Here is a 26,463-nt window from a genome sequence, read left to right on the forward strand (position 1 = left end):
AATAACTCGTTTTTGATTATATACTTGTTATCTGATCACGATGTGTCACAATAGCGGCGCGAACGACCCCGGCCTCGAGCGTGGTCGTCGGTACGGAGTCGGCTATCTCTCGTAGCCGGCGTACGACATGAGGTCGGCGAAGACGTCGGTGTCCATCGCGTCGCGATAGACGATGCCGTTAACCATGCCGCCGGGGTAGACGTCCCCGTTCATCGCGTGGTTGACCTTGTGGCAGTGCATGAGGTAGATGCCGGGGTCGGCGTTCGCCTCGAACTCGACGGTGTGACGTTCCGCGGGCGCGATGTTCGTGACGTCCTGTTCGTACTGGGCAGCCTCCGGGAGTTGGCCGCCGTCCTTCTCGACCAGACGGAAGCGGTGATTGTGCGTGTGCATCGGGTGGGACATGTAGCCCGCGTTGACCATGTGGAGGCGGACGGTGTCGCCGTGGTCGACGATGATCGGGGAGCCCTCCTCGGGGTGGAGCGTCCGCGGGAGGCTCTTGCCGTTGATCGTGAACACGTCGGGGTTGCGGTTGCGGGGGCTGTAGTCGACGTCCTCGCCAGCCATCTGGTGGTTGACCCGGGAATCCCAGTCCTTCAGCGTGAAGAAGTACTCCTTGTCGGCGGGCTCGTACCCCTTCGGATCGACGCGGAAGATCCCGTACATCCCCATGTCGATGTGACGGTGGGTCTGGTAGTGGCAGTGATAGAGATGGGTTCCGGGGACGTTCGCCGGAATGGTGTAGGTGTGTTTCTCGCCGGGATTGACCGTGATCCCCGTCGTCGTGGGGACGCCGTCGTTCTCCCAGGTCTTCTGTGCCCCGTGGAAGTGCAGCGTGTGGGGATGATCGTTGCCCGTGTTGTCGAGCGTGACTTCGATATCGTTGCCCTCGGTCGTCCGGAGGATCGGACCGGGAACACTGGGCTGGCCGTCGTCGGCCTTGAACGCCCAGACTCGGGGGAGTTCCACCGGCCCGCCCATCGAGTCCATCGGATGGACGGCGTGTTGGGCCGTCACCGACTGCAGCGTCACGCTCCCGCCCTGCTCGTCGACCTGTACGACCTCCGGTGAACTCGTCCACGGGAGTGTGGGTTTCGACGCGTCCGACGCCCCCTCGGACGACTCATCGGGCTGTGGGTCCTGTTGTGCCCCTTGACTCGTACAGCCCGCCAGCCCGGTCAGTGCCGCCGCCCCGCCGGTCGCAGCAACGAATTCGCGTCGCGATAGCCCCAGTCCGGGTGCGCCGATTCGATCACTCATGACAATCGGGCCTAAGAACAGCCGACGTATAACGGGGCGAGCCGGTTCTTACGGATCGGGAAGTGCCGAGAACATGTTCTCCAGTACTACTTAAACGAGTTCGCGTATGAGCAGAGCTAGCAACGGTCAGGAAAGGCCGATTTCGAAGCGACCGCCGACGCCGTCTATCGGTACGGCCCGCGACGCAGCGGTCGCGTCCCGAGTTCGAGCGGGACGGTCAGTTCGGAGCCGGACCGGGAGATCGTCAGTTCGACCGTGTCGCCGGGTCGCGTCTCGAGCGCGAGATAGCTGCCCAGATCCTCCTTGGTCGTCAGCTCCGTCCCGTCGACGGCGAGGAGGACGTCACCGCCGACCGGGACCCGCTCGCCGTCGCGATAGCGCGCGCGGACACTCGGCTCGAGGACCCCCTCTGCGGGGGCTCCGTCGGCGACCTCGACCACGAGCAGGCCGCGCGATTCCCCGAGACCGTTAGCCGCCGCAACGGCGGGCGTCGCGGCAGTGACGGAGACACCCGCGTAGGCGTGATCGTAGTCGCCGGTCTCGACGAGTTGGGGGACGACGCGCTCGGTCAGTGCCGCGGAAATGCCGAAGGCGATGTTGTCGCCGCCGCCGGAGTTGATGACCGCCGCGACGCGCCCTCCCAGCGTCATCAACGGGCCGCCGCTGTTGCCCGGATTGACGGCGGCGTCGGTCTGGATCGCGTCGGGGATGCTGTAGCCGGTCGGTGCCGGAATCGATCGATCGGTGCCGCTGACGATCCCCGTCGTCACCGTTCCCTCGAGGTTGAACGGGTTCCCGATCGCGACCACTTCCCGCCCGGGGCTGGGCTGCTCGTCGACGAACGGAAGCGGCGTCGCGACCGATGGGACGGTGTCGACCGCGACTGCGGCCAGGTCGCTGTGTGGGTCGGTTCCGACGACCGATCCCGAACGCCACTGTCCGTCGGTGAACCGCACGTCGACCGCGGTTGACCGGCCGACGACGTGGGCGTTCGTCACGACGTGTGCATCGTCGACGACGAATCCGGTTCCCTGTCCCTGTCCCGTCCGAATCATGACGACGGAATCGATCGCGTCCTCGTAGACCGACGTGTACGTATCGTCGGCCGCGGTCGACGGCGCGTCGGACGATGTGCCGTCCGGAGCGTCCGGACCCGATGGGATCGCGGCACACCCGGCCAGCCCGACGATCAGTGCACTGGCGCTACCTCCGAGCAATCGTCTCCGGGTCGCAGTCATCGGTCCGGTCGAATGTTTCGGCTCGACCGACGTATACGTTAGCGACGGAGACAGTTGCTATCGGTCGGGACCCGATCCGATTCGGATAATCGTCCGGATTCGAACGTGTTCGTCCGCAGGTACAAGTTCGCGACCCGTCTCCGTTTTCGTATGCCCGAAGTCACGTCCATCGACCGGCTCGAGGACGCACCGCACGCCGAAGTGTTCGCGGACCACAGCCCGCGAACGGTCCGCTTACGGCTCTCGGCGGGCGAGCGCGTCCCGAAACACCGCCATCCGGAGTCGAACGTCGTCCTGTACGTCCGCAGCGGCGCGATCGAACTCACGCTCGGCGACGAGGTCTACGACCTCGAGTCGGGTGACGCCGTCCAGTTCGACGGCGATCAGGACGTATCGCCCTCCGCGGTCGACGACAGTACGGCGCTGGTCGTCTTCGCACCGAAAGACGAGTAACGACCGTCCGGTCAGCCGACCGTCGTCGCGACGCCTTTCGTCTGGCGGTAATCGCTCGCGAGCAGGTCCTCGAGCGTCGAGACGATGGTCTCGCGGTCGCCATCGTCCCACTCGCTCGGTTCTCGAATCGGGACGACCATGAAGCCCCGTCCGCGGATGTCCCGGGCGTGAAGCGACGCCATGTCGAGGTCGAATCGGCGACGCTGCGTCGTGTAGGTCCGGAGGACGTGATCGGTTGCACGAGCGCCGACCGGCAGCAGAACGTGGGCGTTGATCGCCCGGAGTTCGGCGTCGAAGAACCGCTCGAGGTCGGCGTACTCCGCGTCGGTCGGTGTCCGTCCCGCGGGGAGCGTACACATGTGCACGTAGCTCAAGACGCAGTTCTCGAGGACGGGCGCGTCCCGCGGCCCGCTCGCGAAGCCGAGTTCGCGGACGACGCTCTGGACGGCGCGCCCGGCTTCGGTTTCGGTGAAGGGAACGCCGGTGGTTTCGCCGCCGTGGATGCCGGGATAGTCGCCGATAACGTGGAAGTCGGCGTTGGCGTTACCGTAGCCGAAGACGGCCACCCGGTCGCCGGGGTCGGAGCGGTCGAACGGCGGTCGGAGCCCGAACGGATTGCTCGTCCTGTCGGTGACGTTTTGCACGCGCGACCGGAAGGGACCCGCGGTCAAAACCGCCACGGTAGCGGCCGACCGACGGCAGGGTCCACGCACCCTTCGTTCGGGTGGCCGGTCCGCCAGTCGGGCGGGTGACGGTGGATTTATATTTCACCTCCGGAAACGTGTTATGTATGTATCAGGAGGGGCACTACGGTGGTGCACTCCTGGCGTACGCCCCGGTCGGCACCGTCGTTGCACTCGCGGGGCACGCCGAAATCGCGATCGTCGGCGGTCTCGTCTGTGTCGGCCTGTCGACGCTCCCCGACTGCGATCACCGGCTGCCGCTGATCGATCATCGCGGTCCGACCCATACGGTGCCGTTCGCGCTGCTCGTCGGTGCCGGCCTCGCCGCGTTGGCCGCCGTTCTCGTCGACGCCTCGTCCGCGTTTGCCGATCTCGGGTTCGTTTCCCTCGCGTTCCTCGTCGGCTTCGTCTCCATCGGGTCTCACCTCCTCGTCGACGCGCTGACGCCGATGGGTGTTCGTCCGTTCTGGCCGCTCTCGCGCCGCCGCTACTCCTTGGAGGTGACCACGGCGGCGAACCCAGTCGCCAACTACGGTCTGTTCGGTCTCGGAATCGGTGCCGTCCTCGCCGGGACCGCTCTCGTCGTCGCCCTCGGCTGAGTCTCGACTGCACGCCGAGCGGCTCGACGGCCCGCGCTACCGTGAGCGCGCGCCCGTCGTCCCGCTCGAGGTGTCGTCACCGCGAGTGAGCGCGACTCCGGCGACGAACGTGACGAGAAGCGCAGCCGCGGTCACGAGGTAGGGTCCCTCGAGCGCCGGATTGACCGCCTGACGGCCGAAAAAGAGCACGGCGATCACGAGCGGCGGTGCCGCGAGCAGCGGTGCGAGGGCGCGGCCGGTAACGCGGCGGCGACCGACCATCGCCGCGACGATGGCCGCACCCAACAGCGTTAGCGTCACACCGTACTGTGTCATCTGCATCGTCGGGGAGTACGTCGATATCTCGGAGCCGACGACCGGACTGAGGACGACGTGTGCGGGGAGGGCCACGATGCCGAGCGCGAGCGCGCCGGTGACGTGTGTCCCCGTCAGCCGCGGTGTCCAGACCATGACGGTGGCGACGAGGAACAGCGTGAAGATCGTCACCGCCGTCCAGAAGTGCAGCGAGAGGATGTCTATCGTGTACTGCTGGACGGTTTCCCGGCCGAGTGCGACCTGTACCGGCGTCAGCACCATGCCGAGGGCGACCAGCCCAGCGATGCGCCGGTCGACGTCGGGCAGTCGCCAGGCCGCGATCGCGGAGCCGATGATGGCGAACCCGGCGAACATCGCCACGAAGCGGTGGAACCACTCGTAGAAACTCGGCAGGCTCCCCGGCAACAGGTTGTACGGTCCGGCGTCACACTGGGGCCAGTTGGCCTCGCAAGCCAACCCTGAACCCGTCGCCTTCGCCGCGATACCGAGCAGGATCGTCGCCGCGACGAGGACGAGCGTCGCGCTCAGCAGGTGCGGAAAACCGAACCGATCGATCAACGACCGAAACCTCGAGTTTGGCGCGTGATTGTCGTACGACACGGGCGTTCTGTCGGAGATTAGAACGGGCCGTACTTAGGTTGACCGAGTTATACAGTGCCGTGGGAGTTGCGTCTCCGTCGCCGTCGACGGGCCGCGATCGGTGCTCGAGTGACGAGCTAAAAATACCGCACATCGAGTCCGGCGGCTACTCGACAATGAAGTCGCCCGCCAGTTCGAGCACCTCGGATCGGGAACGGGGGCTGTCGAAGGCCATCGGAAACCCGATCTCGCCGTTCAACTCCCGCAGGAACGAGGCGTGTCGCGCTTCGACGCTGTGGATACTGAGCGCTGGGGGCACGAGTTCGGCCATGTCGAGATACGGCGCTGCACCCGCGTACGCCGAGACGCCGACGTCCTCGAGCGTGGCTGCCGTGGCGATGAACTCCGCCGGCTCCTGTACGGCCGTGCCGAAGTCGAACGCCGGCCGCTCGATGGGATCGCCGCCCAGCGTCTCGATCGACTGCTCGAGGACGTCCACGTGGGTGATTTCGTGATCCCGCACGACACGGAGGCGGTCCGCGACCCGCTCCTGAATCGGGCCCCAACCCTCGAACTGCTGTTCGAGGGCCGCGTCGTCGATGTTCTGAATGCCACGCGTGTAGAACTCCGCTTCCAGGTACTCCAGGGTGAGCGCGTAATTGATGATCTCGAGGTCGTTCTCGAACTCGTTGGGAACTGCGTCGGGCGGTCCGGCCGCCGAGTCGTCCTGTACCGTGTCGTCGGTCGAGCCGTCGTGCTGTTGGCTACTGGCCGCCGCGGTTCCGACAGCACCGGTCACCATTGCTCCGGCGAGGCCACCGAGGACTGGTCGCCGACCGAGGCCGAAGCGGTTTGAATTGTCATCAGTCATCGGATGGGTAATACCCGACCCGTCCTTGCACGAAGCGGCGCTAAGTATCGGGGTATCGTTTCCGCGTCCAACGTTCACTTTCGCCTACAGCTGTCTTTCCACGGACAAGGACGGATTTATACGCGGTATGGGCATCGAAACGAGTCGTCCAGGAGCCGCCGAAACCGTCCCCGTCTCGAGGAAGTCGCGGTTCCGCGATCTCGAAAGTTCCACGCGCCACGGAGACAGTGCCGTTCCAATACCGATAGCGAACCGCTATGTCGCCGGTAGACGATTAAAGGGCGGTTCGTCACCGTTCGAAACGACGGTGAGAACGACGTGCGTCTGAGAGACGGTAGTTCGGCCAACCGGTGACGGACAGGGTCGAAACGAGCGCGAGTAGGGACACCGTACGGTCGCGACCCGACCCCGCAGACGGTCCGCGACTTCGATAGTCACGCCGATCGACGGCTCGGCGTTCGCCGCTTTCAAGACCCGCCCTCGCCAGCATCTGACATGGACAAACGCGAGCGACTCGAGGCCTACCTCGGGTCTCACGACCTCGATTCGGTCTGGTTCGCCCGGCCGAACTCGTTTGCGTGGCTCACCGGTGGAAACAGCGTCATCGACCGCGAGAGCGAGAGCGGAGTCGCCGCGGTCGGATACGACGGCGACGGCCTGACCCTGGTGACGGACACTATCGAAGCCGACCGCATCGTCGCGGAGGAACTTCCCGACCTCGAAGCGGACGCGGTTTCCGTGGAGCGGTTCCCGTGGTACGCGTCGTCGCTGGCCGAGGCTGTCGCCGATTTCGTCGGGACCGACGAGCGGGCCGCCGCCGATATCGACATTCCCGGCTTCGAATCCGTCGATCCGACGCCGTTGCGCCAGCCGTTGACCGAACGCGACCGCGAGCGGTACCGCGAACTCGGCGCGCAGACGGCAGCCGCCGTCGAGTCCGTCTGTCGGGAACTACAGTCCGGCGATACCGAACACGAGGCCGCATCGGCGCTGCGGATCGCGCTCTCCGCTCGCGGGATCGAGGCTCCGGTCGTGCTCGTCGGCGGATCCGAACGGGTCCAGCAGTACCGCCACTATACGCCCACCGAGGCCGAACTCGGCGACTACGCACTCGTCTCCGTGACCGCCGAGCGGGCCGGCCTTCACGCGAGTTGTACCCGGACCGTCGCCTTCGATCCGCCCGCGTGGCTAGCATCGCGCCACGAGGCCGCGGCTCGCGTCGAGACGACGGCACTGGCTGCGACGCAAGCGGCGGCCGCAAACGGGGGCAGCGGGGCCGAAAGCGCCGGTACGGCTGGCGACGTTTTCGCCGCGATTCAGGACGCGTACGACGCGGTTGGCTACGAGGGCGAGTGGCAACGCCACCATCAGGGCGGTGCCGCCGGGTTCGCGGGCCGGGAGTGGATCGCCACGCCGGACCACGACGCGCCGGTCGACGCACCGATGGCATACGCATGGAATCCGACGATACAGGGCGCGAAAAGCGAGGATACGGCGCTCGTCGCCGAGGACGACATCGAGGTGCTGACGGCGATGGACCGCTGGCCGACGACGACCGTCGACGCGGTCGGGTACGAGCTAGAACTCGAGCGACACGATATCCTCGAAATCGAGGGCTGACGAGGGACCGACGAACGCGGCTTTACCGTTACTCGTCGTCCGTCTGCGCGTCCGGGCCACCGCTCTCGCCCTCGTCGCCGTCCGCGTCCGCATCGTCGGCGTCCTCGAGTCGCGTATCGTCCTCGAACTCGATGACATCGGCGTCGTCGGCGTTCGAGTCGGCATCGGTGTCCGCCGTCGGAGCCGTGTCGTCGACGGTGATCGTGACGGGTTCGATGTCGTCGTCGAGTCCGACTCGCGACTCGTGCTCGGTCTCGCGGTCGAGGACCCGGTCGAGCGTGAAAATGGTGTTCAGTTCTTGCTGGACCTGATCGACGACGCCGCCGACGAGGTCGCTTGGCTGGATCGCCGTGTACTCGTAGGGGTTGTTCCCGGCCCCCTCGTTGGCCCGCTTCTCCCGGGTGACCCGCTCTTCCTCGTGGAGTTCCGCGAGCGCCTCACGGACGGTGCTCGGATAGAGGCCGGTTCCCTTCGCGACCTCTTCGGAAGTGCTGCCGGGGGTGGCCAACAGGTACACGTAGATCTTCGCGCGGGTCTCCGTGTCCAGGATCCACGAAAGCAGGTCGACGATCCGCTGGTCGAGTTCCTCGACGGGCGGGCTGCGACCGCCGGCGTCCCCGTCGTGGTCGACGAACTCGTCCGGTGCCTCGAGCGATTCGTCTCGATCGTCCGCGCCGTCGATCGGGCCCTCGTCGGTGTCGTCGGAACTCATGTGTCTACTCGTACAGGACGAGGCCTCGAGCGGAGTTAAACCTTTGCGGGGGCCGACGCGATCGCAGTGATCGAGCGGCGGATCGACCGGAAACGCCGGTATCGGGAATCAGCAGCGGCCGATACGTCCCGGCTCACACGGCGGCCGGTCCGTCTCCCCTCCTCGGCCGTCCCCGAAGCGCGGGCACCGCGCGAGAACCGCGCCGCTCGACGATCGGAGTACAGTGACGGTCAGCGGCTCCGCTCGTGTTACAGGAGCAGCGATTCACAGAGCGCGTCGGGACCGTCCTCCTCGAGCAGGCGGCGCTGTCTGTCCGCACCGCTCTCCCGTTCGTAGACGTCTTTGATGCCGTCGATCCCCAGTCGCTCACACTCCCGATCGACGAGCTCGCCGAGGTCGACGGTGCCGTCGAGATCACGATCGATGAAGGCGGCATCCTGGCCGTAGCGGATGGCTCGCCACTTGTTTTCGTCCAGTAGTTCCCGGCGGTGGCGATGGCCGCTCGTACCGTCCTCGTACGCCTCGGCGAGGGCTTCGACGAGCGCATGGGTGTACTCGACGAACGCAAGCACGATTTCGGGATCGGCCTGCCCGTCCGGCGTGCGCACTTCGACGGTTCCGTGGGCGGTATGTGGCCGCACGTCGTACCAGAGTTCACCGCGATCGTTGATCGACTCGGTCTCGAGCATCCGGCGCTCGAACCGGTCGAACGTCTCGAAGTCCTCGAAGTGGGTCGGCATGCCGGTGTTGGGGAGCGCTTCGAAAATCTTGGCGCGAGCGGACTGGAGCCCGGTGTCGAACCCGTTCCAGTACGGCGAGTTCGCCGAAAGGGCGAGCATGATCGGGACGTACCACCGCAGTTCGTTGGCGATCCAGACCGCCTTGTCGGCGTCGTCGACGCCGACGTGGACGTGGACCCCCGCGGTCGTGTTCCGGTGTTGTGGGTACTGAATCCGGTCGAGCTGCGAGCGATAGCGGGGTTTCTCCGCGTGCTCGAGTTCGCGCCACTTCGCGAGCGGGTGGAGGCCGGCGGCGGCGATGCGATAGCCGTGGGCCTCGGCATGTTCGACCAGCGCCCGCCGGATCTCGAGCAGCGAGTCACGGGCGTCGTCCGGGGTTTCGATCAACGGCGTCTGGGTCTCGATGACGAACTTGAACAGTTCGTGATCCAGGCGGTCCTCGAGGATTTCGGGCGGGTCGTGTTCGTAGACGAGTTCGTCGGTCCCGCTGGTGGGGCGGCCGTCGTCGTCGACGACGAAACACTCCTCCTCGATCCCCAGCGTCCCCATGCGCGTAAACGATTCCCGCGACCCGCGTTCCATCGTGCCCTGCTTTCGTCGCCGGCAGTAAATACGGTTTGGAGTCGGAGCGTTCGGCCGGGAACCGAACGACGCACCGCCGTCGGCCGATCGGGACGTCGACTCGCGTCGCGACGAACGCTCGAGTCGGGCCGGGCGTCAGCCCGCCTCGAGACGAACGGGATCGTTACTCGGCGTCGACGGTGACCACGCCTTCGCTCGAGTTGAAGTGGACGCGTCGCTCCGCGCCGACGGTGAGGCTCACGCGGGCGAGTTCGAAGGTCTCGGGGCGCTCGACGCGAACGACCGAGTGGCGCGCGACGAAGTCGTGCGTCTGCTTCAACGGCGTCGTCTGACATCCGTGGAGGTGAACGCCGCGGTCGGTCGCCTCCGCGCGCTTCCAGTGATGTGTGACCGAGCCCGAACCGAAGCCGGATTCGACGACGAGCAGGACGTTCTCCTCGAAGTCGATCTCGTCGATGGGCTCTTCGGGACCCTCGTCACTGCCGCCATCACCGAGTTCGAACACCTCGCGGACCTCCGCCGCGCTCGTGAGGGCGCGAACGGCGTACGCCTCGTCCTTGGTCTCGACCGTCCGGAGCAGCAGGTCAGCTCGGGGAGCCGGCACCGTCTGGAACTCGAGGTCGGAATCCCCCGACATGTTCTCACAGAGGTACAGTTGGTTCCACTCCTCGGGGTCGGACGGTTGCTCCTCGATGTCGTACGGCGGGTCGTCGACGCGCGGCTCTTCCGGAACTGCGGTCGTCGGTTCCGAATCGTCGTCGCCGTTCCCGCTCCCGTTTCCGTTTCCGTTCCCAGTCCCGCTCCCGTCGTCGGCCTGTAGACAACCGGCCGATGCGATCGTTGCGATGGCGGTCCCGGCGAGGAATCGTCGTCGATTGAACGTCATCTCCCTCCGTCTACAGGCGGGGTTTGTAAAACTCTTCTACTGGGTGAAAGACGTACTTGAGCTATCGTCGCCATTGAACGTCACTGCACACCTGATCGCACAATGGCTGCGCGATCGGCGTGTCCTTCGATCCAGTCGGTCCTCTCGGATCACGATTCCACGGGCTACGCGTGTTCGACCGCCATCACACGTCCGGTTAGGCGTCCCGACACCGCGCCTCTGCTGTCGCGAGGTTAGCCACCGCTCTCGAGGGGACAGGGACTCACCGTCTCGAACGCTACTGTGGGCTTCGGTGTCCCCCTCGAGACGCCCCAGCAGAACGCTATTACGCTACCGAGTGAGGTCGGAATCAGTCCCTTACCTCGAGCGTTCGTTCCGTCGAATTCGGATGTTTCTAACCCTGAAACACTCGAACGAAACCGCCGGTTTTTGTCGAACTGTGAGGATACCATCGATGGTTATGTTACCGCGTGCAAGAACCGTCGGCGTCGCAGTCATCGCAACGCTCGTCCTCGTCTCGGGGGCGAGTATCGCGTTCGCCGCGATCGACGCCAGCACGGCCCAAGACAACGAAACGGAGAACGAAACGGCGACAGTGACGTTCGAGAACCAGACGTCGAACGGATCGGCAGTCGTAGTCAATAACACGACGCTCCCGGAGGGCGGCTTCGTCGCCATCCACGCAGCCGCGCCCGTCGACGAGAACGCGACGGACAACATGACGGCGGACGAGAACGAGACCGTCACGAACATGTCCGAGGAGTACGATCCCGGGGCGGTCCTGGGTAACTCCTCCTACTTGGGGTCCGGCGATCACGAAAACGTGACCGTCGAACTCAATGAGTCCCTCGAGGAGAGTCAGGTGTTGATCGCGATGCCCCATCAGGACACCAACGACAACCAGACGTACGAGTTCCCCGAGGCCGACGGCCCCTACACGAGTGACGGCGAGCCGGTGATCGACGACGCGCTGATCACGCTCGAGGACGGGATGAACGAGACGATGGGCGACGATATGGGGGATGATGATATGATGGACAACGAGTCAGAGCCGTAGCGACCGCCGTCCGTTTTTCCCACAGGTTCGTACGTCTCGAGTGATCGTCTCAGGTGATCCGCTCGCCGACCGCGACGTCGCAGGCGGCCTCGAGCTGGGTGGCGCGCCCTGCCAGCAGCGCTCGCCCCGCGTCGGTGGGGGTGTACTCGCTCGTCCCTTCGTCGACCCGCCGGCTGGTGATCAACTCGTGTGCGGTGAGCGTGGCCAGCGTTGACTGGAGCCGGGCGTAGTCGGCGGAGGGGGAGGCGTACTCGAGGGCATACGTAATCGCCCATTCGTCCGTAGTGTCGCTGTTGTGCTCCAACGGGCGACCGCCTCGAGACAGTCGCGCTGGCGGGCAGTGAGGCCGATCCAGGTCGTGCTGCCAGCCGTCGATCGGTCGCTCGTTGGGGGTGATGCGTCTGCTCGAGCGGGGTTTTCAAGGCCCTTCGAATCGTCGTCTGACATGGCTTGTACTCCACTATTACGCGATCCCAGGGGGCCGGCGCTTCGGACACCGGACCGTCTTTTCGATAGAGACTCAACCGACAGTCGAGTCTATACGATGCCCGCGTTTGCTTACTCTCGATTCTACCACAACAATGCCTTCTACTATTATGTAGAATTTTTATTCACGTTATCGTCTAATTGCTCGAGCGTTCCGAACGATGTAAGAAGTCGCTCAGAAACCGGTAAACGATGAGAAAATACGGCGACTGGATGTAGAATCCTACAGATGATCGGATTCTGGAAGTTCTAGAGACCGGGTTGGAGCTTGGTCCGACGACGATTGGGAGAGATATTGACCGCGATAGGACAGGGGTGAGTCGACGGCTTTCGGAGTTAGCTACTTACGGGCTCGTCGATCGAGTTGACGAAGGTTACTACGTCATCACTGATCTCGGAAAACAGTATCTTGCTGGAGAACTTGATGCCGACGGTCCTGAGCCGACCGAGAACTGAGACCGTCGTGTTGTGACTCGTTTCGGTGAGCCAGATCCTCATTCTCTCTCGGTTCGTACCTTGCTGTCGATTCAGGATATCGTTGGCCCCTACTGCCAACTAGGACTCACCGCTACCGTGGGGTTCGAAGCACATCGCTTTTGAGCCAGCGATGCGGGTTGTTTACCGAATCGGAAGCGTGCTGTCGGTCAGTCGCTTCTCCACTTTGCTTCTAGCTTAGAGAGACGGTATCTTGCCGTTGGATGTGATCAACTCACGTCGAGAACTCTGCTTCGCTGACGGGTCCTCGGCCAATCGACACCCTCGAAGTCGTTCGCTTCGTTCGACGGAACGTCGCGATAGTAGAGCGTGTCGTTAAGGATCGCAGTGCTACTACTCAACTCATACTGCTGGTTGTAGCTGTAGGAAGTGCTGCCAGTGTCCGAGTCTGAATTCACCGTCGATGCTTTGCTCCCGTCTTCTCCCTGTTTCATCACTGTTGGGACTTTGCCCCCGTCTTCTCCCTGTTCCATCACTGTTGGGACCTTGCTTCCGTCTTCTCCCTGTTCCATCACTGTTGGGACCTTGCTTCCGTCTTCTCTCTGTTCCATCGCCTTCTGGAGCGCGTCATCGTACTCCGGATCGGTAACGTCAGCTGGACCCTCGTTGTCGAACGTGCTGAAGCCGTCGTCTCCGTCATTCCCTCGTCCGACAAAGTTGTCACTACTGGCAAGGAACAGGTTGTTACGAGTCGTTGCCCCACCGATGGCGAAATGGCCGACCCGGAAGTCGGCAATGGCGGACTCTTCGAGTGTCGTATGGCTCCACTCGGTCCAGACCGCTGAGTGACCGTTGTTGTAAGCCGTCAGTCCCTCGATGCTGTGTTCGGGAGCCAGCGGGAAATCGGGGAACTGTTCGATACCGTCCGGGAACAACTGGAAGAGCACGCCGAACCCGCGGGCGAGGTTCTTGTAGCGGAGTGGAACGTCCGTCGAGTACGTATGGGCCGTATTGTTCTTGAAGGTGATATCGATGGCATCCTCATCCACTCCGAGGCCACCGCGACCGTCGTAGAAGAACCCGTTGGCGAGGTAGCCACCCGCGGCGTGGTTGCCCTCGAGTACGTTATTCGGGTTCGAGATCCAGAAGGCACCCGGTCTGAAGTCGTTTTGTTCGTTCGAATCGCCATTGGCACTGGCGACGCCGCCGAAGGGCCGGTCTCCTCTTTGCACGCGCCGATTGAAAACGACTAAATTCTCCCGGAACACGTTGTTCTGTTCGGCTTCGAGACCTTCTTCGACGAGGAAACAGTGGCCGTTGATGTCGTACCCGACGTTTCGCTCGTAGGTCACGTTACCCGTGCCGTGACTATTGTAGCCACGTTGGTAACTGTCGTGGACACTGTTGTGCGAGATGTACGAGTTCGGCTGTTCGCGGGCGTGATGGAAGTGCAGCGGATATCGGGCCTTGTGGCCGGTCTGGCCGGCGTGGTAGACTTCCATCCCTTCGATCCGGATTCGGTTTGGATCCTTGGCGAAGATACCGTGTGCACCGAACCCGGTTTCGTATTCGAGACTGGTGTCTCCTTTCGTCGGGTTGGTATACGACCCGCCACCGCCGGGATTCGAAATTTCGTTATCACCACGCATGACGACGTTGCGAGTCAACAGTCCGACCTCGGCACGCATATCCACGTTTCGTCCCTCGACCTCCTGGATCTCCCCGAAGTGGTCGTTGTCCAACCTCGAGTCGAGCGTCACAGTGTTTCCATCGACTGAGTCGATCGTGCGTCGCTCGGCTTCTTTGGGATCCGTCCCACTCGGAGCAACGACGATCTCGTCACCTGCTTCCCAGTTAACCGCGTCTTCGAGTTGGATGCTCTGGTCGCCTGCGTTAGCAGTCTCTCCGAGTTGTGTCCAGTCGGTCTTGTCTCGGGATGCACCGTGAATGTCGATACTGCCACCGTCGAAGGTGCCGAGAAGCTTCGTGCCGATAGCCATCTCGTCTCGGCCCCTGATACTCTCGTCCGTCTCCGACCCAGTCAAGGTGATAACTGCCTTGCTCTGGAAGGGATCGTCTTCGGTTCCGATCCGAATAATCCCATCGCCCTCGGCCAAGACGTAGTCACTCGTGAGCTCTCTGTACCCTCCGTCTTTGAACTCCAGAACCCCGCGGACCGTCACACCCCCCAAATTAGGCGTGTGTTGATCGAGGACGACGTGCTTGCCCGGTTCAATGATCACTTCTTCCCCGGCACTTGGGGTTGACCCGCCCCACGTTTCCGGATCCGACCACATCTCGGGCGTGGACTTTTCTGTCGAAACTGCTCCACTTTTTCCAGCGATCGCACTCGTCGCAACTGCAGCGGTCGTCCCTTGAAGGAATCGACGGCGGTCGAACTGCTTTTTTGCGTCACTCGCTTCCTTCGGAAATCTATTTTGGCGCATATGGATTGAATTCGTCCGCTAGAATATAAATTAAACGAATTAGTTCTAAATTAAATAGTAATTATATACGAATATAAATATAAGTGAATAACGAGATGAATTTGCCCGGATCAATTGGAAATCCGCGGTGCAGCCCTGTGGCGACTTTTCGACGTTGGACGTTAGGAACAGGTTGACAAGCGAACGACCACTCCCACCGAACTCATCACGGCTGCGCAACGATCCCGAGATGATCCGCGTGATACGCCTCGAGCTGCCGCGCCTCTAGAACCTCGTACCTCTCAGACAACTCCTCGCGAACGTCCTCGAACACAGCGGCAGGCTCCCGCGTCACGTCCTCACTCCGCGCCTTCACGGCCAACAACAGCCGCCCGTCGTCGGCCAAGAACTGCCGGTTCTCGAGCGCGACCCGCGCCTGCCCGCGCGTCGCCACGTCCTGTACGATCACGTCCACGTCCGACTCGACGACGTGGGCGTAGGTCGCGGGCTTCCGAGCGTCCTTCAGGAGCGGAAAGAGCCGCTCGCGCGAGTCCGCGGTCTCGAGCAGGTCCCGCACCGGCCGCGCGGCGAACTCCACCGCGTAGGTCGGCCCGGCGAAATCCGCGACGTGGCTCACGGTCGTCCCGCTCGCGGCCCCCAGATAGAGGACCGTCTCGCCGCCCTCGAGACCGGTGTCCATGCCCACCTCGAGCATCGCGCCGAGTTTCGACCGGTGTGGGTTCCACGCCCGCCACTCACCGTCCGTCGGCTCGCCGTAGACCGGTTCCCCTCGGGTCGCGAGGCGGTCGGTCCCGTCGAACGCGTGGCGCTCGACCCCGGCCGGAAGCTGCTTACTCATCGTCCGCACCTCCGTCGGTCCCGGCGTCCTCGTCCGTCGTCCGGGCCTGAATCGTCTCGATCCGATCGGCCAGTTCCGCCTCGAGTTCGGGCTTCAACTCGCCCGAGTAGTGATCGACGCGAGCGGCGATGGAGAGTTTGCCGGCCACTGCGCGCGCCGCCGAGCCGCGATTCTCGGGGTGGGTGCCCCGCACCGCGTCGTGCGTGTAGATGATCCCGTGTTTGGGCGAGGGCGCGTGCCCGCGCAGGTGGGCGAACAGGGCGTCCTCCGCGCCCAGCACCTGGACCGTACCGCTTGGTTTCTTCGCGAGGTCCTCCAAGCCGCCGGCCAGCGCGATCAGCCGGGCCGCGAGGACCGGCTCGGCCAGCGCCGAGAGGTTCGGCGCGACGGCCGGGGTCTGACGCTCGACGAACTCCCGGAGTTCGTCGGCCTCGTCGGCGAGGTCGGCGACGCGTTCGGCGAGCGATCCGATCGCGGGCTCCGCGAGGTCGTCGTCGGCCTCCCCGCGTGCGATCGCTCTGGCGTACTCGACGCCGGTCCCCGCATCGGGGTCGACGGTTCCGGCCCACTCCGCCAGCCGCTCGGCGAGTTCGTTGGCCGTCCGATTGCAGTCGTCCATCGCCCGGATCGCGTGGACGAGTTGGCGGTCGTCGGCCCGTTCGCGTTCGGTCACTGCGGCCCGCGTCGCGGCCGTCGTCGCCTCGCGGAGGGTGTCGTAGTACTCCTCGGTGTCGCTCGCGAACCCGGCCTCGACCGCGAGGGCGGGCCAATCGCGGGGCTCGTCGGCGCTCCCCTCGCGAATCGCGGTCGTCGTCGCATCGGGATCGTCGCGGTCCCCGGCCGCGAACCACCCGTTCGTCTCACTCATGCACGCTCGTTCCCGCCGCGGGCGATTAAAGTCCCCGTTCGCGGTCGCGCCACTCGCGCGGTCGGCGGGAGCCCGGGCTCGAGAACAACGCGAGCGGCGAGCAGAACCCGACGGAGCGCAAACCGGGGCCGCTCAGACGCCGAACGTCGCCCGCAGCATGTCGCGGGTCCCGGGACCCAGGCCGACGGCGACGACGGTGATCATGAGCAAGACGGCGTAGCGGGGGCTGTCCTCGAAGACCGTCTCGTCGAAGATCCAGATGACGAAGACGGCGGCCGCGATCTTGACGAGCAGGAACGGCCAGGCCGACCCGGTAACGGCGACGATATTGGCGGGCAACAGGTCGGCCGTCGTGTTATCGATCGCCCGATTGATCGGGTGTTTCGGGACGAGGTTGGCCGGCAGGCCGAGGGAGGTCGCCCAGTCGAGGCCGACGACGTTCGCGACCCCGTCGACCGCGTGGGCCCAGATGACGACGAGCCCCATAGACCGGGTGCCGCGGTTCAGTTCCGGGGCGACGCGCTCGAGTGCGATCCAGGTGAGCGCCGTCGTGAGCGTCGCGCCGACGAGCACGACGAGCGGAATGAGCGGGTGGAACTCCGCGTAGGGTTCCGTCGCGGCGACGAACGCCAGATACGCGATCGTGACCGTCAGCGCCGCGGTCCCGATGCCGGCCAGCGGGTACTCGTAGCCCGAGACGTAGCCGTTGCGGTCGAGCCACACCGACATCACGACCGCGAAGAGGGCGATGAAGAAGACGGTGAAGTAGATCAGCGGGCTGATGATGAACCCGGACCACGGGAGCTGGATGGCCATCTCGCCGGTCGCCTCGAAGGCCGTCGCGTTGACGTCCTCGACGACCCGCAGTGCGCCGCCGAAGAGCATGAACGGGAACAGGGCGAAAAAGCCCGCGCGGTACCGTTCGATCTCGAGGCGACGAATGAGGAAGATGATCCCGGTCAGCAACAGGACCAGCGTCGGGATGTAGCCGCCATAGGAGACGAACGTGTAGCCCGGCTCGGCGGTCGGACCGGCACCGGCACCGGCCTCGCCGCAGGGGAGTTCTTGACCGCCGGCCCAGGCGACGCACTCCCAGCTGTGCGCGTCGGCAACCACTGGTCCCCAGAAGTACTGCCAGATGAAATCGACGTACACTCGCTTGGGGAACAGGACCGCGCCGAGGACCACGGCGGCGGCGAGACTCGCGACGGTCGCGGCCCAGACGCGCTCGGCCCCGAACCGGTCGATGAAGTCGTCCATACCGGAATCCGATAGTGGTGGCCGCTTACCGTTTCCGGTTTCAATGCGCGGGACTCTCCGATCGGCTGATCGGGAGCAGCCCGCGGCTCACTCGACGATTTCGCGGGTCGCAGCGAGCAGTTCGTCGTGAACCGCGCCGTTCGAGGCGACCAGACCCGTGCTGTCGTGTTGCCAGCGGTTCCCCTCGAGATCGGTGACGACCCCGCCGGCCGCGCGGATCGACTGTACGCCGGCGACGGTGTCCCACGGGTTCGTTTGCAGGTTCGTCATCGTCCCCTCGAGCGTGCCCGACGCGACCAACGCGAGTTCGAGTTGAGTACAGCCGTATCGGCGCATGTCGCCGAACCGGTCGACGACCGCGCGGGCGGCCGTGGCGTACTGGTCGCGCTGGTCGAAATCCCACCAGAAGGTCGGGCAGACGGTGGCGGTTTCGGGGTCGGTGCAGTCGCTGACCGACAGCGGCTCGCCGTTGCGGAAGACGCCGTCCGGGCCGACGCGGTAGGTGTCCGACAGTGCGGGACAGTCGAACGCGGCGGCGACCGGCTCGCCGTCGACGACGGCCGCGACGGCGGTGCCGAAGGCGCGCGAGCCCCGGACGTAGTTGTTCGTGCCGTCGATGGGGTCGACGATCCAGGCCGGACCCGTTTCGGGGACCGTCTTCAATGCGTCCTCCTCTTCGCCGACGACCGGCTCGTCCGGGAACGCCGTCCGGATGGTCTCGATGACCGTCTCCTGTGCGTCCCGATCGACCTGCGTCACGACATCGGTTTTCCCGTCTTTGTGCTCGACGTCGAGGTCGGTTCGAAACGAATTCGCCGCGACGGTGGCACCGTCGGCGGCGGCCTGCATCGCGACGGCCGCCCGTCTGGTGTCCGACTGGGGCTCGTTCATATTCCAGCATCGGGAGTCGTGAGTGAAAAGTGGTCCTACCTGTCCGCCCGCGGCCCCGATTACAGCCCGGCCGCCCGACGTGCGATGTCGACGTGGTGGTGGTTCCGAAGGCTCCTGCCGACCGGCCGGGTGACTGCCGGGGCTCGAGTCGGAGCCCCGGCTCAGTCCTCGCGGTGGACGAGCGCGGGCGGCACCGAACAGCCACAGGGGCTGACCGAGCCGGTCATGGGACCGGAGACGGTGAGGAACGCGATCGGTTCACCACAGCGCGGACAGTCGGGGGGCGACGAACCGTCACGATCGGCAGCGCTATCGTCGCGGTCGGCGGCGGTGTCGTCGCTCTCGTGGTCGTCGCGGTCGCTACGCATGCTGACCACTCCGCGACCATCGATGCGTAGCCGAAGCTAATTCCGTCGGGCGATTCCGCGGTCGTGCGGGATGTTTATATCCCGGTAGAATGTATGCAAGCATGGCAACCAAAGCGGGCCGCTTTGGAAGCCACGTCTCGGGTGTCTTAGCACCCGGGGCATTTGCGTGCAGCCCCCTATATTCTGGAGCGTGACTTCCACTTTACCAGTTGACGTATTGGAACTTATATCTACTGCTTACAGCGCGAAACTGATCGGTCTCGAGTGCGAAACGAGCACGACACACGCCAGTAACACGCCCGGATCGGGAGGCTGTCGCTCGAGCGGGCGACCTTGTTGCGGGGCCGAACGGCGACCGGGCCGGCGACCGGGCCGGCGAGCGAACCGCCGAGCCAGTGGCTGGTCGCGTTCGGATCGGCAGCAGAAGTTTGCGAGGGCAAGACGCTCCGTCTTGCCGCGCACTGTGGTCAGTGCGAGGGGAGGGGATCGAACCCACGAACTCCTACGAGAGCGGATCTTGAGTCCGCCGCCGTTGACCGCTTGGCTACCCTCGCACGCACCTCTTCGTAGACCCGTACATGGGTTAAATGGCCCGGTTTAGCTCTCGGTATCTCCCTCCGATGTATACACTCATCAGATATGAAAACACGACACATCACGGATAGTGTCAGCTGACCTTTACCAATTCATGTCTGGTTACTCACAAAAGAATATGTTGCAAAAGAGGAAGGTATAAATCTATTGTCGGGCGGCTGCAAATCGCCTGCGGGCATCTAGTCAGTAAATATCAATATTTATATCCCTGCCGTATCAGTTGGTTTACTATGAGTCGGATTCGACGAGTTGACGACCAACGCGAAATGGAGCGAGTTATTGACGACTACATCACGCAGGGGTACCAGGTGAAAAGCCAAGGGGAACGGAGCGCTCGTGTGAAGGATAAGGACTGGGGAACGGCCCTCGGTCACATCATCGTTGCTGCATTAACTCTTTGGTGGACTCTCGGGGTCGGTAACGTTGCCTATGCTGCGTACAAACGATATACCGCCGATGAGGTAACGATCAAAGTGGATAATTCCGATAGCGCTTGAAGCGCCCTATCACGTGGTATAGACCGATGGAACGTTCTTCCATCGCAGTCATGTAGCACCCGCGACACCAACTATCTACCCGCGCATCTATTTTACGGTTCTTGGTATGACGGATCTAGCCGCACTCTTTCCTTCGGATAGTTTTTTGCCCGACTGGTGGGTCCTCGTTCTCCTCGTCCCAGCAGCAATCGTACTTTTCATCGGACTGTTGATGGATTCTGAAAGGCCAGCGTATTCCATTCCGAGCGAACTCCACGAACTGGCTGAATCACCGATTTATTTCGCTCTCACTTGTGCTGTGGTCGGTCTGTGGAGCGTGCTTTTTGTCGGGTTGAATATGGTCCAGCGGATCGTGATTATCGCGCCGATCTTCGAAGAATTACTGAAGTTCGGGGTCGCGTTACTCATCGGGACGGCGGTCTTCGGGAAGTCGATCTATCCTCGTATCGCTCTCGCTCTCATAATCGGCTGTACGTTCGGCTTCGTCGAACACTCGATCACGTACGCTGGTGAACCGGATATCCTCTACCTGTATCGCGTGCTTTTCCATTCCCTTCTGAGTATGATCTCCGTCGGCGTTTACGCCACGTTCGAGAGCCGAAATATCAACGACCTGTTGTGGATTGCACCGATCTATCCGATCGTCCTCCATTATTTGAATAACTCGTTTTCCGTTCTTTCCGGCGTAGTATTGGCGACGGCATCGGAAGCAACGCAACTCCTCGCATCTATCCTTTTTGCTATCCTCATTCTCCTTCTCGGAGTCGCTTTGCTAGTCATCGTAATCGTGCGTCACGATATCACCGAATCGCTCCACCGTGAGCCGTCTCTATTCCTTCGTGGCATCCTCTGATTTCGTCGATGCCTCGAGCCGCCGTCTGCGGTCCCGTCACGGTCTCCTCGCCGGTCCGATTCGGCGACGAACCACGGACTCGGCCCCGCCGACACGGCCATCCCCTCCCAGGTGGGGCCGACGAGGACCACCCGCTCTTCGGGTTCGACCACCGGTCTCGAGCGCGGGCGCGACGACGGCGGATCGGCCCCGACGCTCAGGCCGTCCGGGTCTCGAGGTCGGCCGCCGCGTACCGCCGCCCACAGTTCAGACACTGGTACCCGCCCTCGATGTGGGCGTAGAGGCGTTCGCCGCAGTCCTCACACCGGCCGTAAGGCTGTGCCATCTAGTCCGTACGATGGGTCGAACCGGCATAAATTCGGTGCCTACAAGCGATAGGGTGCGCGTAACCGACGGAATTACCCGCGTACCGACCCACAGATCGACCATGGCCGAGCACACCCGGGACTACACCGTCGGCCCGCCGACCGAGGGGAACCCGACCGGATGGCGTCGGGAGCGACCCGAATCGAACGGGTGGAAACACGGCACGCTGCGTCGGGCCGTGGTCCACGGCGTTGCCCTGTTTAACGCCGGGGCGTTCCACGAGTCACACGACTGCTTCGAGGCGGAGTGGTACAACTACGGACGCGGATCCACGGAAAGCGCGTTTCTGCACGGACTGGTGCAGGTCGCGGCGGGAGCCTACAAACACTTCGACTTCGAGAACGACGACGGGATGCGGAGCCTCTTCGAGACGGCGGGGCAGTACCTCAGTGACGTGCCCCACGACTACTACGGCGTCGACGTCCTCGACGTCCGGACGACGATCGCGAACGCGCTGGACGATCCGACGGCGCTGCACGGCTGGCGGATCGAACTCGACGGCGGCCGGCCGGAAGCGACGGAGATCGATTTCGAGTACGCCCGCGACCTCGACTAACCGCCGGTGGGACGATCCCGCCCGCCGGCCGACCGCCCGGCCCCTCGAGACGGACGGCACCGACCGACCCGTGGAGCCCGCGGCCGCGTCGTGACTCCGCGGACGTGACAGGTCCGCCCCGATCGGATAGGTAGCACTACCCACAGTGGCTGACGTTGTCGCGGTCCCGGCCGCCCGGTCACGATCGTTGACTGGTCGATCCTGTGAGAGACCGAATCGCCTTTCACGCCGCGGCCCAATTATTGGACAATGAGAGTTGCACAGCTCGGGTCGGGAACGCCGGAGATCGCAGTCGTCGCGGGCATCCACGGGGACGAACCCTGTGGCGTCCGTGCCGTCGAGCGACTCCTCGACGAACGCCCGACCGTCAACCGTCCCGTCAAGCTCGTCGTCGCCAACGAGGCGGCGCTGGAACGACGGGTCCGCTTCATCGACGAGGACCTCAACCGCACGTTCCCCGGCGATCCGGACGCCAAGACCCACGAAGGGCGGCTCGCGGCCGCCCTCGTCTCGGAACTCGAGGGCTGTCTGACGTTCTCGATGCACTCCACGCAGAGCCACGCCGACCCCTTCGCGATCGTCAACGGAGTCAGCGAGACGGCGACGGAACTCGTCCCGCAACTGCCCGTGGCGGCGATGGTCGAAACGAGCAACTTCGCGGAGGGACGGCTCTTTTCGGCCGTCGACACCGTCGAAGTCGAGTGTGGCCTCCAGGGCTCGGAGACGGCGGCCCAGAACGCCGATCGGCTGACGCGCGCCTTCCTCACCGCTGTCGGCGCGTTGCCCGGCGACACCGTCGACCGCGAACTCCCCGTCTACCGGCTCACCGACGTCATCCGGAAAGAGCAGGCCGACACCTACGAGGTCTTCGTCGAGAACTTCACGCCGGTCGAGGCGGGCGCCCCCTTCGCCGCCGCCGACGGCGACGAACAGGTCGCCGACGAACGCTTCTATCCCGTCCTCATGTCTTCGAACGGGTATCGGGACGTCTTCGGCTACGCCGCGGAGAAACTCGACGTCCTCGAGACGACGACCGCGGCCGACTAACCGGTCCTCCGACCCTACTGCTGTCCGACCCGGAGCCGACCGGCCGCGACCGGGGTCGGGAGTGTGGATGACACAAGGCATATCCCCGCCACCGCCGTACTGTTGCTCATGGAGTTTCCACCGAACCAGGGTCTCGACCAGGACGAAGTCAACCAGCAGGTCGCCGACGCCATCGAGGAAAACGAGGTCGTCCTCTTCATGAAGGGGACCGAACTCATGCCCCAGTGTGGCTACTCCCGCAAGGCGCTCGGCCTCATCGACCAGTACCGCGACGACTACGAGACCGTCGACGTCCTCGAGTCGCTCGACGAGTTCCGGGCGGCTCTCAACGAGGAGAGCGGCTGGGAGACCATCCCGCAGACGTTCGTCGACGGCGAGTTCGTCGGCGGCTCCGACATTCTCGAGGAACTCGACGAGCGCGGCGAACTCGAGGCGACACTCACTGACGCGTAAGTGACGGTCACCCGGGAGTGATTTATCCCGTTTGATAGTTCACGGATCTAATAGCAGGTCATATAAGTCACGCGCTCGTACTTACAGACCACGACTATCGCCGTACACACCTTCCCACAATGTCAACAGAGGAATCCAGACACGTTTATCGGCTGCATTCGACGCTCGAACTGCCCCTTGAAGACCTTCGTGACCACATCGACGACGCGACGTTCCCCGACGGGATCACCGATGTCGAGATCACGCGGCGAAACAACACGCTGATACTCAAAGCCGTCGCCGAGGATCAGTCGGTGAGCAAGTACACCCCGACGGCACAGCTCAAAGCCAGCGTCACCGAAAACCGGGTCTACGAGGAGGACCCGGACGAGCGCCGCCAGAAGTCCTTCAGTTGGGACGAGGAAGAGGAAGAGGAGATCGAGTCCGAACTCGTCGAGTTCGCCGCGTTCAAGGGTGACCGCGAGACCGTCCTCCAGAACTCGCTGTTGCAGTATCAGATGTTCCTCGTCCTCTGTGGCATCGCCGAAGCCGCCGAGAAAGGAACCTTGACGGCGATCTCGGAGCGAGACGGCGATCTCGAGGCGACTCGGATCGTCGACGGCGAACCCCGTCCGGCGGACATCGAAGTCGTCGAAGGCCCGCGCGACCACGGCTCCGGGCAGGGCGGCGTCAACTGGCGGGACAACAAGTTCATTACCGACTGAGAGCGCGGCCGAGCCGTCGGCACCGGTCAGCCGGTCGGCTCGCTCGTCCGGAGTTCGAGTTCGACCGAATCACCGTCGGCGATCGTCCCGGGAATGCGGCCCGTTCCGTAGCCGGCGTCGAGCGCGAGCCCCAGTTCCGTCGTCTCACCCTGTGAGAGCGTGACGTAATGCTCGGGCTCGTCGAGTCGGGCGATCCGCTCGGGGCCGGAGAAGCCGCCCTCGGGAAAGAGCATGATGCCACCGGTCGGCGGCACCGCCACGGATAACTCGAGCGTGTGAGACGAGCGGTTCACCGCTTCGATGAGTTTCGGAAACGCCGTCACCGACCCTTCGTTCACACCCTTTCCTGGGTCGGTCGAACCGTTTTCGACCGCGGTCAGTTCGATGGTGAGCGTTCCCTCGCCCCCGCCGGTCACGAAACCGCCGTCGTCGCCCGACCCGGACGCGAGTCCTAAGAGGGCAGCGTCGTCGACCGTGGTGGAAACGCTGACCCCGCGATTCGCTTCGGTTCGACTGAACGCGCCGGTACCGAACGCGGTCCCACCGCCGACGACGATCGCCCCGAACCCGATCAAAGCGGTTCGACGTTTCATAACTCCCAGTGTCTCCCCCAACCGCGCGTATATCAAACTTTAAGACTGTTACTATATAATAATTCGGTATCAAGCGAATCGCCGCGTGACCGCGAGCGTCACTCGACGATTTCGGAGACGCTCATGAACCGATCCCTGAAGGCGTTCGGCGTGCTGTTGATCGTGCTGGGTGCGGTTTTCGGTGTCGTGCAACTCGGCGCCGTCGACCAACTCGTCGCACAGCGGGATACGTCCGTCTCCGTCGCCGCGGAGACCGACGCTTACCTCTCGATACGGGACGAGTACGGGTCCAGGGAGATCTCCAATTACGATTGTTTTTGGTTCTACTGTTATACGGACGAGCAACCACGGACGGTTGCCGCGCTCGAAAACAGATACGTCACCGACTATGCGACCGTCAGCGCCGATGTCACCGCCATCGCGGGCGCGTCCGACGACACGCTCGTGGTCAGCGAGTCGCCAGCGTCGCTGACCCAAGGGGAGTCCGGCGAGGTCGTCCTGTCGTGTTCGGACACCGTCACGGACGACGGGACGGTCGACGTGACCCTCCGGATCGCGGTGTCCGACCCGGTCTACATTTACGAGAAAACGACGATTCGAGACGTATCGTACGACTGCGACTCGAACCCCTAGGTTTCGGCGAGTCGGTCTTCCCACTCCTCGGCGGTCATCGACTCGCCGGTGACGCCGTCGGGTCCCTGTGCCGCGAGCAACGCGGCGGCGTCGTCCATCACGTCCGGTTGTAGGATCTCCTGCCGTTCGGCGTCGGGCAGGTGCTCCCAGATCTGTGTGTTGACCCGGCCGCCGGGATCGATCGCGTTGACGTTGATTCCGTCGGCGTCGACCTCGAGCGCGACCGCCCGTGTGAACCCTTCGAGACCCCATTTGGAGCTAACGTACGGCACAGCGTTGGGGACCGCAGCCTTCCCGAGTCCCGAGGAGACGTTGACGACGTTGCCCGACGTCTCGTCGGCCTCGAGCATCGTCTCGAGGACGCGCTTCGTGAACAGCGCAACGCCGGTGAGGTTGATCTCGATGATTCGGGTCCACTCCGCGTCGTCCGTGTTGACGAGAGCGCCGCGGTCGTCGCCGAAGTGTCGGCCCGGAACCCCGGCGTTGTTGAACAGCGTGTCGGGGGTTCCGAAGCGCTCGACCGTCGAACGGACGACGTCGTCGATGGCGTCGGGGTCGCGTACGTCCGCCGGGGCGACCAGCGTCTCGCCGTCGGCCGCGTCCGCGACGGCCGCGAGATCGTCCTCGCTTCGGGCCACGAGGACGACGTTCGCGCCGCGCTCCGAGAGGTGCAGCGCCATCGAGCGCCCCAGTCCTTTGCTCGCACCGGTCACGATGATCGTCTCGTCGTGTAGCGTCGGCATGCGAACGGGTGCTTTCGGGGCCATCGAGTAATACGTTCGCCAGTCCGTCGCCTTCAGTCGCTCGATGCCGATCCCGATGCCCAGCGTGAGCACCGAATCGAAGGGGAGAGGGCGTTCGGCGGGCGACGTTCGCGACCGACCGCTGCTTGACCGGAGGAGTGCGACCGCGCTCGGACGCTTTGTGGGGCCGTACGACGACGGCGGTTTCGAACGGGTCCGTTCGAGTCGCGTAGGAC

29 protein-coding genes and 1 tRNA gene are annotated in these 26,463 nt (G+C 64.0%); 11 read left to right on the plus strand and 19 right to left on the minus strand.

Annotation, left to right across the window (positions count from 1 at the left end; genetic code table 11):
- Positions 1–102 precede the first annotated feature (102 nt).
- Positions 103–1,260: a multicopper oxidase domain-containing protein gene (locus ALTAJ2_RS17390; RefSeq protein WP_007109678.1), complete on the minus strand. Its 1,158-nt coding sequence runs from the start codon at positions 1,258–1,260 to the stop codon at positions 103–105.
- Between the two features lie 164 nt (positions 1,261–1,424).
- The gene (locus ALTAJ2_RS17395; RefSeq protein WP_007109677.1) at positions 1,425–2,498 is read right to left on the minus strand and encodes a S1C family serine protease; all 1,074 of its coding nucleotides are present in this window, start codon (positions 2,496–2,498) and stop codon (positions 1,425–1,427) included.
- A 150-nt stretch (positions 2,499–2,648) separates the two neighbouring features.
- On the opposite strand from ALTAJ2_RS17395, the gene ALTAJ2_RS17400 reads away from it, so the two are divergent.
- Positions 2,649–2,951, plus strand: coding sequence for a cupin domain-containing protein (locus ALTAJ2_RS17400; protein WP_049900469.1), 303 nt, complete (start codon positions 2,649–2,651; stop codon positions 2,949–2,951).
- Positions 2,952–2,962: 11 nt separating this feature from the next.
- On the opposite strand, the gene ALTAJ2_RS17405 is transcribed toward ALTAJ2_RS17400, so the two are convergent.
- The gene (locus ALTAJ2_RS17405; RefSeq protein WP_007109675.1) at positions 2,963–3,595 is read right to left on the minus strand and encodes a uracil-DNA glycosylase family protein; all 633 of its coding nucleotides are present in this window, start codon (positions 3,593–3,595) and stop codon (positions 2,963–2,965) included.
- A 146-nt stretch (positions 3,596–3,741) separates the two neighbouring features.
- On the opposite strand from ALTAJ2_RS17405, the gene ALTAJ2_RS17410 reads away from it, so the two are divergent.
- Positions 3,742–4,233: a metal-dependent hydrolase gene (locus ALTAJ2_RS17410; protein ID WP_007109674.1), complete on the plus strand. Its 492-nt coding sequence runs from the start codon at positions 3,742–3,744 to the stop codon at positions 4,231–4,233.
- A gap of 36 nt (positions 4,234–4,269) precedes the next feature.
- On the opposite strand, the gene ALTAJ2_RS17415 is transcribed toward ALTAJ2_RS17410, so the two are convergent.
- Complete coding sequence (locus ALTAJ2_RS17415; RefSeq protein WP_007109673.1) at positions 4,270–5,148, minus strand: COX15/CtaA family protein; 879 nt, start codon at positions 5,146–5,148, stop codon at positions 4,270–4,272.
- Positions 5,149–5,293: 145 nt separating this feature from the next.
- Positions 5,294–5,998: a ferritin-like domain-containing protein gene (locus ALTAJ2_RS17420; protein ID WP_049900466.1), complete on the minus strand. Its 705-nt coding sequence runs from the start codon at positions 5,996–5,998 to the stop codon at positions 5,294–5,296.
- 495 nt (positions 5,999–6,493) lie between these two features.
- On the opposite strand from ALTAJ2_RS17420, the gene ALTAJ2_RS17425 reads away from it, so the two are divergent.
- Entirely contained in the window at positions 6,494–7,618 is a 1,125-nt protein-coding gene (locus tag ALTAJ2_RS17425; RefSeq protein WP_007109671.1) for a M24 family metallopeptidase, read from the plus strand.
- Between the two features lie 28 nt (positions 7,619–7,646).
- Here the strand turns inward: ALTAJ2_RS17425 and ALTAJ2_RS17430 are convergent, their stop codons facing one another.
- The 3 genes from ALTAJ2_RS17430 to ALTAJ2_RS17440 form a co-directional block, all read right to left on the minus strand.
- Positions 7,647–8,330: a helix-turn-helix domain-containing protein gene (locus ALTAJ2_RS17430; protein WP_007109670.1), complete on the minus strand. Its 684-nt coding sequence runs from the start codon at positions 8,328–8,330 to the stop codon at positions 7,647–7,649.
- Between the two features lie 248 nt (positions 8,331–8,578).
- On the minus strand, positions 8,579–9,652 hold the full coding sequence (locus tag ALTAJ2_RS17435; protein ID WP_007109669.1) for a glutamate--cysteine ligase: 1,074 nt from the start codon (positions 9,650–9,652) through the stop codon (positions 8,579–8,581).
- 163 nt (positions 9,653–9,815) lie between these two features.
- On the minus strand, positions 9,816–10,538 hold the full coding sequence (locus tag ALTAJ2_RS17440; protein WP_007109668.1) for a hypothetical protein: 723 nt from the start codon (positions 10,536–10,538) through the stop codon (positions 9,816–9,818).
- Between the two features lie 454 nt (positions 10,539–10,992).
- On the opposite strand from ALTAJ2_RS17440, the gene ALTAJ2_RS17445 reads away from it, so the two are divergent.
- Positions 10,993–11,595 (plus strand): DUF7282 domain-containing protein, encoded by a 603-nt coding sequence (locus ALTAJ2_RS17445; protein ID WP_007109667.1) that lies wholly within the window; start codon positions 10,993–10,995, stop codon positions 11,593–11,595.
- Between the two features lie 49 nt (positions 11,596–11,644).
- Here the strand turns inward: ALTAJ2_RS17445 and ALTAJ2_RS17450 are convergent, their stop codons facing one another.
- From ALTAJ2_RS17450 to ALTAJ2_RS17485, 8 genes are all read right to left on the minus strand, one after another.
- Positions 11,645–11,899 (minus strand): hypothetical protein, encoded by a 255-nt coding sequence (locus ALTAJ2_RS17450; protein ID WP_007109666.1) that lies wholly within the window; start codon positions 11,897–11,899, stop codon positions 11,645–11,647.
- Positions 11,900–12,785: 886 nt separating this feature from the next.
- Positions 12,786–14,813, minus strand: coding sequence for a G8 domain-containing protein (locus ALTAJ2_RS17455; protein ID WP_275039509.1), 2,028 nt, complete (start codon positions 14,811–14,813; stop codon positions 12,786–12,788).
- A gap of 355 nt (positions 14,814–15,168) precedes the next feature.
- A complete protein-coding gene (locus ALTAJ2_RS17460; protein ID WP_007109664.1) occupies positions 15,169–15,801 on the minus strand; it encodes a fibrillarin-like rRNA/tRNA 2'-O-methyltransferase in 633 nt (210 codons plus the stop codon).
- Positions 15,794–16,669, minus strand: coding sequence for an NOP5/NOP56 family protein (locus ALTAJ2_RS17465; RefSeq protein ID WP_007109663.1), 876 nt, complete (start codon positions 16,667–16,669; stop codon positions 15,794–15,796). The genes ALTAJ2_RS17460 and ALTAJ2_RS17465 overlap by 8 nt, the downstream gene beginning before the upstream one ends.
- A 132-nt stretch (positions 16,670–16,801) precedes the next feature.
- Positions 16,802–17,929 carry a DUF63 family protein gene (locus ALTAJ2_RS17470; protein WP_007109662.1) on the minus strand — a complete coding sequence of 376 codons (1,128 nt, stop codon included), beginning with the start codon at positions 17,927–17,929 and terminating at the stop codon, positions 16,802–16,804.
- Positions 17,930–18,016: 87 nt separating this feature from the next.
- Positions 18,017–18,820, minus strand: coding sequence for an inositol monophosphatase family protein (locus ALTAJ2_RS17475; protein WP_007109661.1), 804 nt, complete (start codon positions 18,818–18,820; stop codon positions 18,017–18,019).
- Between the two features lie 161 nt (positions 18,821–18,981).
- Positions 18,982–19,188, minus strand: a complete 207-nt coding sequence (locus ALTAJ2_RS17480) for a hypothetical protein (protein ID WP_007109660.1) — start codon at positions 19,186–19,188, stop codon at positions 18,982–18,984.
- A gap of 471 nt (positions 19,189–19,659) precedes the next feature.
- A tRNA-Leu gene (locus ALTAJ2_RS17485) sits at positions 19,660–19,742 on the minus strand.
- Positions 19,743–20,012: 270 nt separating this feature from the next.
- On the opposite strand from ALTAJ2_RS17485, the gene ALTAJ2_RS17490 reads away from it, so the two are divergent.
- A complete protein-coding gene (locus ALTAJ2_RS17490) occupies positions 20,013–20,279 on the plus strand; it encodes a hypothetical protein (protein WP_238705335.1) in 267 nt (88 codons plus the stop codon).
- A gap of 106 nt (positions 20,280–20,385) precedes the next feature.
- A complete protein-coding gene (locus ALTAJ2_RS17495) occupies positions 20,386–21,132 on the plus strand; it encodes a hypothetical protein (protein WP_007109658.1) in 747 nt (248 codons plus the stop codon).
- Positions 21,133–21,328: 196 nt separating this feature from the next.
- Here the strand turns inward: ALTAJ2_RS17495 and ALTAJ2_RS20350 are convergent, their stop codons facing one another.
- A complete protein-coding gene (locus ALTAJ2_RS20350) occupies positions 21,329–21,457 on the minus strand; it encodes a hypothetical protein (RefSeq protein WP_007109657.1) in 129 nt (42 codons plus the stop codon).
- A 102-nt stretch (positions 21,458–21,559) separates the two neighbouring features.
- On the opposite strand from ALTAJ2_RS20350, the gene ALTAJ2_RS17500 reads away from it, so the two are divergent.
- From ALTAJ2_RS17500 to ALTAJ2_RS17515, 4 genes are all read left to right on the plus strand, one after another.
- The gene (locus tag ALTAJ2_RS17500; protein ID WP_007109656.1) at positions 21,560–22,054 is read left to right on the plus strand and encodes a DUF309 domain-containing protein; all 495 of its coding nucleotides are present in this window, start codon (positions 21,560–21,562) and stop codon (positions 22,052–22,054) included.
- Positions 22,055–22,303: 249 nt separating this feature from the next.
- On the plus strand, positions 22,304–23,101 hold the full coding sequence (locus tag ALTAJ2_RS17505) for a M14 family metallopeptidase (RefSeq protein ID WP_007109655.1): 798 nt from the start codon (positions 22,304–22,306) through the stop codon (positions 23,099–23,101).
- A gap of 108 nt (positions 23,102–23,209) precedes the next feature.
- Complete coding sequence (locus tag ALTAJ2_RS17510) at positions 23,210–23,554, plus strand: glutaredoxin family protein (RefSeq protein ID WP_007109654.1); 345 nt, start codon at positions 23,210–23,212, stop codon at positions 23,552–23,554.
- 119 nt (positions 23,555–23,673) lie between these two features.
- Entirely contained in the window at positions 23,674–24,258 is a 585-nt protein-coding gene (locus ALTAJ2_RS17515) for a DUF7110 family protein (protein ID WP_006186914.1), read from the plus strand.
- A 26-nt stretch (positions 24,259–24,284) separates the two neighbouring features.
- Here the strand turns inward: ALTAJ2_RS17515 and ALTAJ2_RS17520 are convergent, their stop codons facing one another.
- Positions 24,285–24,851, minus strand: a complete 567-nt coding sequence (locus tag ALTAJ2_RS17520) for a hypothetical protein (RefSeq protein WP_049900461.1) — start codon at positions 24,849–24,851, stop codon at positions 24,285–24,287.
- 123 nt (positions 24,852–24,974) lie between these two features.
- Between ALTAJ2_RS17520 and ALTAJ2_RS17525 the strand changes: the two genes are divergently transcribed.
- Positions 24,975–25,484: a hypothetical protein gene (locus tag ALTAJ2_RS17525; protein WP_007109652.1), complete on the plus strand. Its 510-nt coding sequence runs from the start codon at positions 24,975–24,977 to the stop codon at positions 25,482–25,484.
- Here ALTAJ2_RS17525 and ALTAJ2_RS17530 read toward each other — a convergent pair.
- The gene (locus tag ALTAJ2_RS17530) at positions 25,481–26,227 is read right to left on the minus strand and encodes an SDR family NAD(P)-dependent oxidoreductase (RefSeq protein WP_049900543.1); all 747 of its coding nucleotides are present in this window, start codon (positions 26,225–26,227) and stop codon (positions 25,481–25,483) included. The two genes, ALTAJ2_RS17525 and ALTAJ2_RS17530, sit on opposite strands and share 4 nt — an antisense overlap.
- Positions 26,228–26,463: the final 236 nt, after the last annotated feature.

The sequence above is a fragment of the Natrinema altunense genome (assembly GCF_000731985.1).
Lineage (GTDB): Archaea > Halobacteriota > Halobacteria > Halobacteriales > Natrialbaceae > Natrinema > Natrinema altunense.